General features: G+C 60.0%; 11 protein-coding genes. 5 read left to right on the top strand and 6 right to left on the bottom strand.

The features are described 5' to 3' along the window. Positions 1 to 60 precede the first annotated feature (60 nt). Positions 61 to 891, bottom strand: coding sequence for an oxidoreductase (locus CCX46_RS12145; RefSeq protein ID WP_127926845.1), 831 nt, complete (start codon positions 889 to 891; stop codon positions 61 to 63). 131 nt (positions 892 to 1,022) lie between these two features. On the opposite strand from CCX46_RS12145, the gene CCX46_RS12140 reads away from it, so the two are divergent. Then, on the top strand, positions 1,023 to 1,913 hold the full coding sequence (locus tag CCX46_RS12140; RefSeq protein WP_127926844.1) for a LysR family transcriptional regulator: 891 nt from the start codon (positions 1,023 to 1,025) through the stop codon (positions 1,911 to 1,913). Between the two features lie 4 nt (positions 1,914 to 1,917). Here CCX46_RS12140 and CCX46_RS12135 read toward each other — a convergent pair whose 3' ends face one another. Beyond that, positions 1,918 to 3,087, bottom strand: coding sequence for a DUF1624 domain-containing protein (locus tag CCX46_RS12135; RefSeq protein ID WP_127926843.1), 1,170 nt, complete (start codon positions 3,085 to 3,087; stop codon positions 1,918 to 1,920). 218 nt (positions 3,088 to 3,305) lie between these two features. Between CCX46_RS12135 and CCX46_RS12130 the strand changes: the two genes are divergently transcribed. Together CCX46_RS12130 and CCX46_RS12125 are read left to right on the top strand one after the other, a co-directional pair. After that, complete coding sequence (locus tag CCX46_RS12130; protein ID WP_127926842.1) at positions 3,306 to 3,902, top strand: paraquat-inducible protein A; 597 nt, start codon at positions 3,306 to 3,308, stop codon at positions 3,900 to 3,902. Continuing rightward, entirely contained in the window at positions 3,899 to 4,585 is a 687-nt protein-coding gene (locus tag CCX46_RS12125; RefSeq protein WP_127926841.1) for a paraquat-inducible protein A, read from the top strand. Before CCX46_RS12130 ends, CCX46_RS12125 begins: the two co-directional genes overlap by 4 nt. Here CCX46_RS12125 and ydiJ read toward each other — a convergent pair. Next, the gene (gene ydiJ / locus CCX46_RS12120) at positions 4,518 to 7,544 is read right to left on the bottom strand and encodes a D-2-hydroxyglutarate dehydrogenase YdiJ (protein WP_127926840.1); all 3,027 of its coding nucleotides are present in this window, start codon (positions 7,542 to 7,544) and stop codon (positions 4,518 to 4,520) included. The two genes, CCX46_RS12125 and ydiJ, sit on opposite strands and share 68 nt — an antisense overlap. 157 nt (positions 7,545 to 7,701) lie before the next feature. Here ydiJ and CCX46_RS12115 point away from each other — a divergent pair, with 157 nt between their 5' ends. Further along, positions 7,702 to 8,586, top strand: a complete 885-nt coding sequence (locus tag CCX46_RS12115) for a LysR substrate-binding domain-containing protein (RefSeq protein ID WP_127926839.1) — start codon at positions 7,702 to 7,704, stop codon at positions 8,584 to 8,586. Positions 8,587 to 8,690: 104 nt separating this feature from the next. Here CCX46_RS12115 and CCX46_RS12110 read toward each other — a convergent pair whose 3' ends face one another. Together CCX46_RS12110 and CCX46_RS12105 are read right to left on the bottom strand one after the other, a co-directional pair. Beyond that, complete coding sequence (locus CCX46_RS12110) at positions 8,691 to 9,965, bottom strand: glucarate dehydratase family protein (RefSeq protein ID WP_127926838.1); 1,275 nt, start codon at positions 9,963 to 9,965, stop codon at positions 8,691 to 8,693. Positions 9,966 to 9,995: 30 nt separating this feature from the next. Then, positions 9,996 to 11,363: an MFS transporter gene (locus CCX46_RS12105; RefSeq protein WP_127926837.1), complete on the bottom strand. Its 1,368-nt coding sequence runs from the start codon at positions 11,361 to 11,363 to the stop codon at positions 9,996 to 9,998. 119 nt (positions 11,364 to 11,482) lie between these two features. Between CCX46_RS12105 and CCX46_RS12100 the strand changes: the two genes are divergently transcribed. Next, positions 11,483 to 12,382 (top strand): LysR substrate-binding domain-containing protein, encoded by a 900-nt coding sequence (locus CCX46_RS12100; RefSeq protein ID WP_127926836.1) that lies wholly within the window; start codon positions 11,483 to 11,485, stop codon positions 12,380 to 12,382. A gap of 138 nt (positions 12,383 to 12,520) precedes the next feature. Here the strand turns inward: CCX46_RS12100 and CCX46_RS12095 are convergent, their stop codons facing one another. Further along, a complete protein-coding gene (locus CCX46_RS12095) occupies positions 12,521 to 13,171 on the bottom strand; it encodes a DUF6338 family protein (RefSeq protein ID WP_238704395.1) in 651 nt (216 codons plus the stop codon). Between the last annotated feature and the right edge of the window lie 33 nt (positions 13,172 to 13,204).

The following is a 13,204-nucleotide window of genomic DNA, read 5'->3' as shown; positions in this document are numbered from 1 at the left end:
ACCGAAGTCTGCGCACGAAAGAGATGAGAGCGAGCAACCTCGCTCTCACAGCTCAGGCGTTCAGTTGGCGAAGTCGGTGGACAGCGCCAGCTCATTCCAATCAGCCAACTCCTGCGCCACCAGCCGATTCTTCGCCTCGATCCGCGCCACCGTGTCACTGCCCAATGCCAGACGCAGCGGCGGGTTCGGTGCATTGACCAGCGCCAGCATCGCTTCGGCAAACTTCAGCGGATCACCCGGTTGCGCATGATTGGCCGCCTCGGCGAATGCACGCATCTTGCCCACGGTTTCGTCGTAGTCCGGCAGTTCAAGTTTCGTTTTGATCAACGACTGTTCATCAAGGAAATCGGTGCGGAAGAAACCCGGCTCGACCACCGTGGCTTGAATGCCCAAGGGTGCCAGTTCCTGATGCAACGCTTCGGTAATGCCTTCGACGGCGAACTTGGTCGCGCCGTAGACACCCCAGCCCATGTACGCCTGATAGCCGCCAATCGAAGAGATGTTGATTACCCGGCCACTGCGTTGTGCACGCATGTGTGGCAGCACGGCGCGGGTGACGTTGAGCAGGCCGAACACGTTGGTGGCGAACAGGCGCTCGGTCTCGCTGGCGCTGGTTTCTTCTACCGCGCCCAGTACGCCAAACCCGGCGTTGTTGATCAGCACATCGATACAGCCAAACCGCTTGATCCCTTCAGCAACCGCTTGATGCGCTTCGTCCTCGCGGGTGACGTCGAGGCGCACCGCCAGCAGGTTCGGTTGCTCGCCGAGACGATCGGTGATGTCTTGCGGGTTGCGCGCGGTAGCGATCACCGCGTCACCGGCACACAAGGCGCGTTCTGCGATGAGGGTGCCAAAACCACGGGAAGCGCCAGTAATAAACCAGGTACGCATTTCAACTCCTCCTGTCTGCGACCTTTGGCGAGGGTGCCAGGTCTTCTTGATGAGTTGATGCGACTTTAAGGCCGTGCTACTGATGTGATAATCCCAACAATTTTGCATGGCTTTGTGAAAGGTATTCACAGATGAAATCACCTTCGGCAGCCGATCTGTCGGTCTTTCTGTACACCGCGCAGCACTTGAACTTCAGCAAAGCGGCTATCGAACTCGGCCTCACGCCCTCGGCCCTGAGCCATTCGGTCAAAGCGCTGGAGAACCGGCTCGGCGTGCGCCTGTTCAATCGCACCACCCGCAGCGTGGCATTGACCGAGGCTGGCGAGCGTCTGTATGCGCGGTTGAAACCGGCGTTCCGTGATATTGACGATGCGCTGGAAGACCTCAACCATTTCCGCGATAAACCCTCAGGCAACCTGCGCATCACCTGCGGGCGGCAAGCCTGTGAGCTGGTGCTGCTACCGATTGCCAGTGAGTTTTTGCAGGTATATCCGGACATTCGCCTGGAAGTGGTCGAGAGCGATGCGCTGCTGGATATTGTCGCGGGCGGCTTTGATGCCGGCGTGCGCTTCGGTAATCGGCTGGAGGCCGACATGGTGTCGCTGCCGATTGGCCCGACAATGCGCTCTGTGGTGGTCGGTTCACCGGCATTTTTCGAGCGCCACACGGCACCGCAAAAGCCCGAGGACCTGCACGCACTGCCGTGCATCCGCCACCGTTTTCCCAGCGGATCGCTGTATCGCTGGGAACTTGAACGCGGCGGCATTACTCAGGAAATCGAAGTCAACGGCCCGCTGACCCTCGGTGATGTCAGCCTGATGGTCGGCCCCGCGCTGCAAGGGCTGGGCCTGGCCTATGTGTTCGAAGACATGGTCAGCGAACACCTCGCCAGCGGGCGGCTGGTGCAAGTGCTGGCAGACTGGTGCCCGTTCTATCCGGGCCTGCACCTGTACTACCCGAGCCGGCGCCATGTGCCGGCACCGCTCAAAGCCTTTGTCGACTTCGTGCGTAACCGGCGTTAGGCACTTACAAATACTTCAGCCAGGCAATGTCGCGACGGCGGGCCTTCAATACCGAGAACCAGCGCACGGCCGGGAACAGCCCGATCGCCAGAATGGCCGACACCAGCCAGATCGCCGCCACTGACGAGAAGCCAAAATAGCTGCCCTGATTCAACCCGAACAGGGCGACACCCATCAGGTACAACACCTTCAACGCGTACAGGTGCAGCAGGTAGAAAAACATCGGCGCCGAACCGAACACGGTCAACCAGCGAATCCAGCGACGATCCTGCAAGCGTTCGAATGCCAGTAGCAGCAACAGCCCGACGCTCACGGTCAGCGCGATAAACAGCAACGACGGCGGGTACTTGGTGATGTTGAAAAAGCTCATCAGGGTTTGCACCGACGTGTCGCCCACGGCCCACGGTTTCTCGCCATAGCCGTTGATCAACCGCAGCCCGACAAAGCCAAGCAGTCCTGCGCTCCCCGCGATCAGCAGTTGCCACTGACGCAAACTCGCTTCAACGCCGCGAGCAAACCACGGTCCCAGCGCATAACCCAGACCAATCACACCGATCCATGGCAACAACGGATAGGAGGTGCGCAAACGCAGAGTGTCGCTGACGTCGATCCAGCCGCGATCATGCAAAATCGCCCAGGGCACGTGCAGCGCTGACTCCAGCGGAAAATGCACAGTGTCGAGCAGGTTGTGTCCGGCGATGATCATCAGGCTCAACGTCAGCAACAGCCAGCGCGGCAGCCAGACCAGCAGCGACAAGGCAATCATGCTCAAACCGATCGCCCAGATCACTTGCAGATAAATCACGCTCGGTGGCAGCTGAAAGGTCCACGCAAAGTTCACCAAGGTGAACTCCAGCACCACCAGAAACAGCCCCCGCTTGAACAGAAAGGCGCTGACATCGGACTTGCCCGCGTACTTTTCTCCGAACAACCACGCCGATAATCCCGTCAGCAACACAAACACCGGCGCACACAAATGCGCCAACGTGCGGCTGAAAAACAGCGCTGGCTCGGTGCTGGCAATGTCCATAGGGTCGCTGACCTGACGGTGCAGCAAGAAGGTTTCGCGCACGTGGTCGAGCAGCATGAACAGAATGACCAGGCCTCTGAGGGCGTCAATGGACAGCAGCCGGCCAGTGGTCAACGGGGCAGAACGAGGGAGCACAATCGTCATGAGCGTTTCGCAATCGAAGGGTTAACAGCAGGAGCCCAAAAGGAACACCGCTAAAAATTCGCGTTACCTTATAACAATAAACAGCAAAAACCCAAACCCAATCGATAGCGATTCTCAGAAAAACCTCAGATGATCAAGCCGGGCAAGTTGCCCAATAGCCTCAGGCTTCTATAGTGATCAAGTCCCCTGCCCTTGCGGCCTGCTGTCGAGCGTTGTCCATGGTCAACACCGAACACCTGATCATCTGCGAGCACTGCGATTGTGTGTACGAAAAAGCCGTGCTGGCCAAACACCAGAAAACCTCGTGCGTGCGCTGCGGTGGCGTGCTGCAGCGCTTCAACGGTTTGACTGTTGAACAGCGTCTGGCCCTGACGTTCACGGCGGCGATGCTGTGGCTGTTCGCCAACTTCTATCCGGTGATGAGCATCAGTCTCAAAGGCCTGAAAAACAGCGCGACGCTGTGGGATTCGGTGCTGGCGCTGAGTCAGGGGCCGATCACGTTCATGGCGATGGTCGCGGCGATCTCGATCATCATTGCCCCGGCGTTTCAACTGGTGATGCTGATCTGGGTGCTCAGCTTCGCCTTGTCCTCCCGACGCGCTCCTGGCTTCAAGCTGTGCATGCGCTGGCTGGAAACCCTGCGGCCGTGGAGCATGCTTGAGGTATGCCTGCTCGGAGCGATGGTGGCGGTGTTCAAACTGGCCGGATTGCTCGATGTGTTGCCCGGCATCGGCCTGTTCGCGCTGGCCGTGCTGAGCCTGATGATGATCAGGATTGCCGGCCGCGATATCCGCGATCTCTGGGACATTCTATGAAACGGCCACCGACTGCCCGCGAACTCAATCTGTGCCTGTGCCACAGCTGCGGCCTGGCCTGCGACATGACCGACGAGCCGCATGAATGCCCGCGCTGCGATGCGCCGCTGCACCGGCGCAAGACCAATTCACTGGCGCGCACTTGGGCCTACATGCTCGCGGCGCTGGCGTTTTACGTGCCGGCCAATCTGTTGCCGGTGATGAACACCACCATGCTCGGCAGTGGCGCCGACAGCACGATCATGAGCGGCGTGCTGGAGTTCTGGGAGCACGGCGCTTGGGACATCGCCCTGATCATTTTCATCGCCAGCATCGCCGTGCCGGGCGTCAAGTTCGTCGCCCTGACGTTGCTGCTGATGACCGTGCAGCGCGACAGCGACTGGGCGCGCAAGGAGCGTTCGAAGCTTTACCGTTTCGTCGAACTGATCGGTTATTGGTCGATGCTCGACGTTTTGGTGGTGGCGCTGGTCGCGGCACTGGTGAAGTTTCAGGCGCTGGGCGATATCGAGCCACGACCGGGCATTCTGTTTTTTGGCCTGGTCGTGGTGTTCACCATGCTCGCGGCGATGAGCTTCGACCCGCGCCTGATCTGGGACAAGGACACGGGCGAGGACCTCAGCGACGTTGAACCTCAAGCAGCACCTGCAACGGATGACGCAGTGCCTGATCCGACTGGCGCTTGACCTGACTGCGGCACGAATAACCGGTCGCCAAGGCTTCGCCCTGCTCTGCCGACGCCGCTACCTGACGTGCCCACGACTGTTCGTAGATCACTGCTGACGTCTGGCGATTGCGCGCCTCGTGACCGTAAGTGCCGGACATGCCGCAGCAACCGGTGGCCTGCGTGGCCAGCTTCAAACCCGCACGCTCGAACACTTGCTCCCACTGCCGCGTCGCGGCCGGGGCGTTGGTTTTCTCGGTGCAGTGCGCGAGCAAGCGGAACGATGCGCTTTTATCCTGCACCGCCTGCTCTGGCATCACCTTGAGCAACCACTCCTGCACCAGCGCCACTTCCGGGCATTGCTCCATGCCCGGCACTTTCAAGTACTCCTGGCGATACACCAACGTCATCGCCGGATCGAGGCCCAGCAACGGCACGCCCACATCCGCCAATTCACGCAGTTGCCGAGCGTTGCGCAACGCCGCGCGGTTGAATGCCGAGAGGAAGCCCTGCACATGCAAAGGCTTGCCGTTGGCGCTGAACGGTGCCAGATATACCTGATAGCCGAGGCGCGAAATCAACTCGACCAGATCCGCCAACAGCGGCGCTTCGAAGTAACGCGTGAAGGCGTCCTGCACGATGACCACACTGCGTTCACGTTGCGCCTCGGTCAGCGCCGACAACGTCGAAACCTTCGCCGCTTGCACCTGCCAACGGCGCATCGCCGCATGGAAATCAAAACGACTGAGCAGCGGCACATCGATCATGCCGCCGACCCGTTCCAGCAAGCTGCGAACGAATGAGGCGCCCATCAACCCGTTGTACAGCGCCGGAATCCGCGCCATGTACGGAATGCTGTACTCCAGCGAAGCAATCAGATAATCCCGCGCCGGACGCAGATAACGGCTGTGGTACAGCTCGAGAAAGCGCGAACGAAACTCCGGCACATTGACCTTGACCGGGCACTGCCCCGCGCAGGATTTGCACGCCAGACAACCGGCCATGGCGTCATAAACTTCGTGCGAGAAATCCTCGGACTGGGCACGGCTGTTGCGCCAGCGCTGCCACAACGTGCTGAAAAACGCAGGCTTGCGAATCGCATCGGACAACACGTCGACACCCGCCTCGCCCTGCAAACGCAGCCACTCGCGGATCAACGAGGCGCGGCCCTTGGGCGACTGAGCGCGCTCACGGGTGGCTTTCCACGACGGGCACATGGCGTCATCGGGATCGAAGTTGTAGCAGGCGCCGTTGCCGTTGCAGTGCATGGCGGCGCCGTAGCTTTGCCAGACCTTCTCGTCGATCTGCCGGTCGAGTTCGCCGCGCAACGTGACCTCGTCGATTTTCAGCAGCGCAGCGCCGGTGTTCGCCGGGGTGGCGATCTTGCCCGGGTTGAACTGGTTGAACGGATCGAACGCAGCCTTCAAGGCTTGCAGTGCCGGATACAGCTCACCGAAAAATGCCGGCGCGTATTCCGAGCGCAAGCCTTTGCCGTGCTCACCCCACAGTAGGCCACCGTAACGCTGGGTCAACGCGGCGACGCCATCGGACACCGGTCGCACCAGCGCCGCTTGTTGTGGGTCTTTCATGTCGAGAATCGGCCGCACATGCAGCACGCCTGCATCGACATGACCGAACATGCCGTACTGCAAACCGTGGCGGTCGAGCAGGTCGCGCAGTTCGGCGATGTACTCGGCCAGATGCTGCGGCGGCACCGCCGTGTCTTCGACAAACGGCTGTGGCCGCGCTTCGCCGGCGACGTTACCGAGCAGGCCCACCGCGCGCTTGCGCATGCCGTAGACCTTGTTCACCGCCGCATGACCGACCGCCAGCGTATGACCCAAACGCTCAACCGTGCGGTCGCTGCTCAAGTGGTCGACAAATGCTTCGACCCGGCGCTGCAAGTCCTCCGGATCGTCGCCGCAAAACTCCACCAGATTGATGCCCAAGGTCGGCCGCTCGGCGCTTTCCGGGAAATACTCCGCAACGCCGTGCCAGACGATGTCCTGCATCGCCAGCAGCAAGACTTTCGAGTCCACGGTTTCGATCGACAGCGGCTTGAGCGCCATCAAGGCCCGCGCATCGCGCAAGGCGTCCATGAACCCGGCGTAGCGGATGTTCACCAGCATCGTATGCTTGGGGATCGGCAATACATTCAGCCGCGCCTCGACGACAAAACCCAGCGAGCCTTCAGCGCCGCACAACACACTGTTGAGGTTGAAACGGTTATCCGCCTCACGCAGATGCGCCAGGTCATAACCGGTCAGGCAACGGTTGAGATCGGGGAAACGCTCTTTGATCAGCTCACCCTGCTCATCAATGATCTGCCGCGCGCAGCGATAGACTTCACCGACGCGATCTTCGCGGGCGCACAGTGCTTCAAGTTCGCTTTCCTCAAGAGGCAAACCGTGCAGACGCTCGCCACCGCGCAAAACCATGTCGAGTTCAAGTACATGGTCGCGGGTCTTGCCGTAGGTGCAACTGCCCTGGCCACTGGCATCGGTGTTGATCATGCCGCCGACGGTGGCGCGGTTGGAGGTCGACAATTCCGGGGCGAAAAACAGCCCGGCGGACTTCAGCGCGGCGTTGAGCTGATCCTTGACCACCCCGGCCTGCACGCGCACCCAGCGTTCCTCAACGTTGATTTCGAGGATGCGGTTCATGTGCCGCGACAGATCGACGACGATGCCGTCGGTCAGTGATTGGCCGTTGGTGCCGGTGCCGCCACCGCGCGGGGTGATCACCACTTGCTGATACGCCGGCTCGGCGATCAACCGCGCTACCCGCGCCACGTCCTCGGCGTCCAGCGGAAACACCGCCGCTTGCGGCAGGCGCTGATAGATCGAATTGTCAGTCGCCAGTACCACACGACTGGCGTAATCAGCGCTGATTTCACCGCGAAAGCCGCTGGTTTTCAGGGCTTTGAGGAACTGTTGGTAATCGCTGGTCAGGGCTTTGGCGGGGGACAGCTGGGCAATCATCGGTCAGGTTATCTCGGTCAAATCGGGCCGCGTGGCGGTGAACAGTTGTACGCAACGAATGATTGCGTCAGGCTCCGCCATCTCATGGTGCCCATGTTCATTGCTGGCGAACGCCGGGACAACCGTAAATTCGACCCGCTATTGATGACTTTTACGAATGAATCCGCGCACGCTCACCCCTTCCATGTCGTTATTGCTGGCTTTCGAGGCCGCCGCGCGCCATGAAAGCTACACCCGCGCCGCCCACGAACTGTCGCTGACGCAGAGTGCGGTCAGCCGTCAGGTGCAGATTCTCGAGAAGATGCTCGGCATGCGTTTGTTCAGCCGTGAAGGCCGGCAAGTGGTACTGACCGATGTCGGGCGCATGTATCAGCGCGAACTTGCCGAAGCGCTTGGGCAGATTCGTAGTGCGACATTGCAGGCGATGGCGTTTGGCTCGGGCATTCACAGTCTGCGCCTGGCGACGCTGCCGACCTTCGGCTCGAAATGGTTGCTGCCACGATTGAAAGATTTCTACACCGCGCATCCGGGCATGACCGTGCATTTGCATTCGCGTATCGCAGCGATTGACTTCGATACCAGCGAAATCGATGCGGCGATCTGCGTCGGTGGCGGTGAATGGCCGGGGCTGACGGCCCTGCCCTTGCACACCGAGGAACTGGTGGTGATCGCCAGTGCGCAACTGTCCGATGCTGAGCGCGACGACGCCGAACAACACATCGCCGGGCAACTGCTGCTCAATGTCAGCAGTAATGCCCAGGCGTGGGCGGAATGGTTCAGCCATCAGGGTCTGCCGCACCGAAGCATGCGTATCGGGCCGAGCTTTGAAATGACCTCGCACTTGATTCAGGCGGTGCGGGCGAATATTGGCGTGGGTTTGGTGCCGCGAATTCTGGTCGAAGATGAGCTGTTGAATGGCGAGTTGCTGCAACTGGGTGAGCCGATTACCAGTCGCCGCAGCTATTACCTGGTGTATCCGCCGCGCAATGAGAATTTGCCGTCACTCAAAGCGTTTCGGGATTGGCTGGTGCATACACTCTGAAAGAATGAGTTGCCGCCATTCGCGAGCAGGCTCGCTCCCACACCTTGGAATGCATTTCCCCTGTGGGAGCGAGCCTGCTCGCGAAGAGGCCGGCAATGGCAACCTCAAAACCTCGGTTTAACTGCCTTCCAATCCGGCTTGTACCGCTGCATCTGCCGCACATCATCGCGCTGGCGAATCCCGCACGTCAGGTACTGATCATGCAGCTTGCCCAACTGCTCATGATCCAGCTCCAGCCCAAGCCCCGGCGCCCGGGTGATCTTCACGCAGCCATCGACAATCGGCAGTTTGCCGCCCTTGATCACCTCTTCATCCGGCTCCTGCCACGGGTAATGCGTATCGCAGGCGTAATCCAGATTCGGCACCGCAGCCGCCACATGGGCCATCGCCATCAGGCTGATGCCCAGGTGCGAATTGGAATGCATCGACACGCCGAGGCCAAATACGTCGCACATCTTCGCCAGGGTCTGCGTGTCGCGCAGGCCGCCCCAGTAATGGTGGTCGGCGAGAACAATCTGCACGCTGTTTTGCGCGATGCTGCGGCGCAATTCGTCGAAATCGGTGACCACCATATTGGTTGCCAGCGGCAGACCGGTGCGCTTGTGCAGCTCGGCCATGCCGTCGAGGCCCGGAGTCGGGTCTTCGTAATATTGCAGATCATTGCCGAGCAACTCGGCCATGCGAATCGAGGTTTCCAGTGACCAGTTGCCATTCGGATCAATGCGCAACGGGTAGCCGGGGAAGGCCTTTTTCAACGCCTTGATGCACGCCACTTCATGCTCCGGCGGCAACGTCCCGGCCTTGAGTTTGATGCTTTTGAAACCGTACGCCTCGATCATCCGCGCGGCCTGCGCAACGATCTGCTGCTCGCTGAGTGCTTCGCCCCAGTTGTCCGGTTTGTAGGGCGAATCGACATGCTGCGCGTACTTGAAGAACAGATAGGCGCTGAACGGCACCTCATCGCGAATCGCGCCACCGAGCAGGTCCACCAGCGGCACATTCAGGTAATGCGCCTGCAAATCGAGGAAGGCTACTTCGAACGCCGAATAAGCATTGCTCACCGCTTTGCTGGCATGAGAACCGGGCGCGAGTTCGGCACCGGCAATAGTGGCGGGTTTGTTGGCGGCAACGGTGGCCTGCACGATCGCGCGTAACTGGTTGAGGTTGAACGGATCGAGACCGATCAGTTGCGCCTGCAACTGCTGCTGGATCGCCAGCGCCGGGGAATCGCCATAGCTTTCGCCGAGGCCGATGTAGCCGTTGTCGCTTTCGATCTCGATGATCGAGCGCAAGGCGAAGGGTTCATGAATGCCGCTGGCGTTGAGCAGCGGCGGATCGCGAAAGGCAATCGGGGTCACAGTTACGCGGGTGATTTTCAAGATAAGACTCCTGACAGATCAACAATCAATTCAATGGCTCGCGGCCGGGCTGGCCGTCGCAATAACGGCGGTGTCGTCATGCGGCTTTGCCGGGGTTTTGCCTTTGGTTCCTGGCGCCGTGCGGGCGAAAAAGATCACCACCGCCGCGATCAGCGACGTCGCCGCCAGGCCATACAGACCGCCCTCGATCGAGCCGGTGGTTTCTTCGAGGAAGCCGAACGCGGTCGGCGCAACGAAACCGCCGAGGTTGCCGATGGAGTTGATCAGGGCGATCACCGCAGCGGCGATACGCGCATCCAGATAGCTTTGCGGAATTGGCCAGAACAATGCCGACGCTGCCTTGAAACCGATGGCGGCGAAACAGATCGCGACGAAGGCGAAGATCGGCCCGCCGGTGGTCGACATGAACATGCCGATCGCCGCAATCACCAGCGTCAGCGCGACCCACGCCTGCTGGAACTTCCACTTGCCGGCCATCGCCGCGAAACCGTACATGGCGACAATCGAAATGATCCACGGGATCGAGTTGAGCAGGCCGACCTGGAAGTCACCGAGATTGCCCATCTTCTTGATCATGCTCGGCAGCCAGAACGTCGCGCCGTAAATGGTCAGGGCGATGGAGAAATAGATGAAACAGAACAGCGCGATCTGCCGATCCGCCAATAGCTTGAACATCGACGGTTTGACCACCTGCGACGCCTCACGAGCGCGCTGCTCCTCGGCAATCGCCGCCACCAGCGCTTCGCGCTCTTCTTCGCTCAGCCACTTGGCCTGACGCGGATGCGATTGCAGCCAGAACCAGACGAATGCGCAGAGCACCACTGAAGCCGCGCCCTCAATCAAAAACATCCACTGCCAGCCATGCAGGCCGAGGCCGCTGATGTGCAGCAACGCACCGGAGACCGGGCCGGAGATCACCGAGGCAATGGCCGAACCGCTGAGAAACACCGCCATGGTCTTGCCGCGCTCGGAGGCCGGCAGCCATTGGGTGAAGTAATAAATGATCCCCGGAAAGAACCCCGCCTCCGCCGCACCGAGAATAAAGCGCAACACATAGAAACTGGTTTCCCCTCTGACGAAGGCCATGGCCATGGCCGCTGCGCCCCAAGTGAACATGATCCGCGTCAGCCAGACCCGCGCGCCGTAACGTTGCAGGAGCATGTTGGACGGCACTTCGAACAGCGCGTAACCGACAAAGAACAAACCGGCGCCGAGGCCGTAAGCCGCCGCGCCGATGCCCAGATCGGTTTCCATGTGGCTGCGCACGAAACCGATGTTGACCCGATCGATGTAGTTGACGATGAACATCACCACGAACAGCGGCAGCACGTGGCGCTTGACCTTGGCGGCGGCACGGGCGAGAACCGTGACGTCCAGCGGACTCTGGAGGGTTTTCAAGGGGCGACTCCCGATCTTGTTTTTTTAGGGATGGCGTAAAGCGATGGGCCGATCATGGACGGCGATCATTGATCCCGTCTAATCTAACTTGGCATTCGATTGATACCCGGATTAGATCAATGTTCGAACTGACCCAGCTGCGCTGCTTCACCACTGTCGCCACCGAACTCAACTTTCGCCGCGCCGCCGAGCGACTGAACATGACGCAGCCGCCGCTGAGCCGGCAGATCCAGCTGCTTGAGCATCACCTCGGCGTCGAACTGTTTACTCGCAGTACCCGCAGTGTTGCGTTAACCGCCGCCGGCCGGGCCTTTTTCATCGAAGCACAGAACCTGCTGGAGCGCGCGCAGCAGGCAGCCGTCACCGCCCGACGGTTTGCCGAGGGCGATATCGGCTCGGTGAACATCAGTTTTGTCGGCAGCGCGGTGTATGAGTTTCTGCCCAAGGTGATCGCCGAGGCGCGACTGAAACAGCCGCAGGTGAAAATCGATCTGTCGGAAATGAACACTTACCAGCAACACGAAGCCCTGCGCGCCCGCCGCATCGATCTGGGCATCGCCCGTGCGCCGTTATTGGAGCCGGGCTACGCCACCGAATGCCTGGTGCGCGAGCCGTTTGTACTGGCGGTGCCGAGTGGACATCCATTGGCAACGGCGGCTGAAGTGGCGGTCAGTGACCTGGATAAACAACCGTTCCTGATGTACTCCCACGCCGCGTATCCGCCGTTCAATGAACTGCTGACCGGCATGCTGCGCTCGGCACGGGTCGCGCCGGATTATGTGCAGTGGCTGGGTTCTTCTCTGACGATTCTGGCCTTGGTCAACGCCGGCATGGGCCTGGCGCTGGTGCCGCGTTGCGCTACCAGTGTGGTGTTCAAGAATGTGGTGTTTCGCGATATCGATCTGGGCGAAGGGGTGCAGAGCGAGCTGCATCTGATCTGGCGGGAGAACAACGACAACCCGGCGTTTGCGATGTTGCTGGAAGCGATTCGCCGGGCGGTGGCTGAGGGTTGGGGCTAGTGGCTGGCGGCGCTGATCAGCGCTTTGGCGGTGGAGGCGCACTCGGCCCTTTGACCAGCGGTTTTGCCAACGGCTTGCCGTCTGGGCCCACGAAGAGACGCGCCACGTGAGGCGGCATGGGATTGGGTGCTTTTGCGCTCATGAAACAACCTCCTCGACAGAATTGAATTCGACCCACTGAACTTTTGAGGAATCTATCACCATTAATTCGGCGCCAAAAGTGAGCACCTCGCCACCATCGCCAAGCCATTGTGGATTCAGCAAGATAAATTGCCCTTCCGAGGGGCCAGAAGGCCACTCCAAGGGCCAGCCAAACAATCGCCTCTCGTCATTCAGTTGCAAAGTGACAAGGCGATCCTGTCGCTCAAAAGCGCTGTACCACTCGCTGGGATGAGAGCTTTTACGTGTCAGGTTTCGCTTGCGTAGCCACACATGCAACACCCCGTTTGAAGCCAAATAACAGAAAAGCCCGGCGAGACATACTGAAACAATAAATGCCCACAATGCCTCCGCCCGAGCATCCCATTTCCCTACGGAAAAGCCTTTCGACCCCACCCACAGACAAATTGCCCCAATCCCCAGTACCGCGCCCTGAATCACAAACGTAAAAATCAGCGCCTGCACAATCTGCCCGAACGTATCCGGTCGTTTGAACGCCGTCAGTGAGTAAAAAATCCACGCAGGGCGCAGGATTCTTGTCGTGCAAATTGAGCCGCAGCATTTCCCTGACCGATATTTCCGACTGACCTTCAGCCCGCAAGCAACCAAAAAAAAGCAGAAACCGCCCATGCTGTTTCTGCTTTTTTTGCATCCGGAAATGCC

This window comes from Pseudomonas sp. RU47 (assembly GCF_004011755.1).
Classification (GTDB): domain Bacteria; phylum Pseudomonadota; class Gammaproteobacteria; order Pseudomonadales; family Pseudomonadaceae; genus Aquipseudomonas.
The sequence above is the reverse complement of the archived record's forward strand: the minus strand, read 5'-3'. Positions and strand labels throughout refer to the sequence as shown.

Bases quoted from the DNA above. Each gene is read 5' to 3' on its own strand.
- CCX46_RS12145 (WP_127926845.1), bottom strand. From the start codon at position 891: ATGCGTACCTGGTTTATTACTGGCGCTTCCCGTGGTTTTGGCACCCTC.
- CCX46_RS12140 (WP_127926844.1), top strand. From the start codon at position 1,023: ATGAAATCACCTTCGGCAGCCGATCTGTCGGTCTTTCTGTACACCGCG.
- CCX46_RS12135 (WP_127926843.1), bottom strand. From the start codon at position 3,087: ATGACGATTGTGCTCCCTCGTTCTGCCCCGTTGACCACTGGCCGGCTG.
- CCX46_RS12130 (WP_127926842.1), top strand. From the start codon at position 3,306: ATGGTCAACACCGAACACCTGATCATCTGCGAGCACTGCGATTGTGTG.
- CCX46_RS12125 (WP_127926841.1), top strand. From the start codon at position 3,899: ATGAAACGGCCACCGACTGCCCGCGAACTCAATCTGTGCCTGTGCCAC.
- ydiJ (WP_127926840.1), bottom strand. From the start codon at position 7,544: ATGATTGCCCAGCTGTCCCCCGCCAAAGCCCTGACCAGCGATTACCAA.
- CCX46_RS12115 (WP_127926839.1), top strand. From the start codon at position 7,702: ATGAATCCGCGCACGCTCACCCCTTCCATGTCGTTATTGCTGGCTTTC.
- CCX46_RS12100 (WP_127926836.1), top strand. From the start codon at position 11,483: ATGTTCGAACTGACCCAGCTGCGCTGCTTCACCACTGTCGCCACCGAA.
- CCX46_RS12095 (WP_238704395.1), bottom strand. From the start codon at position 13,171: ATGGGCGGTTTCTGCTTTTTTTTGGTTGCTTGCGGGCTGAAGGTCAGT.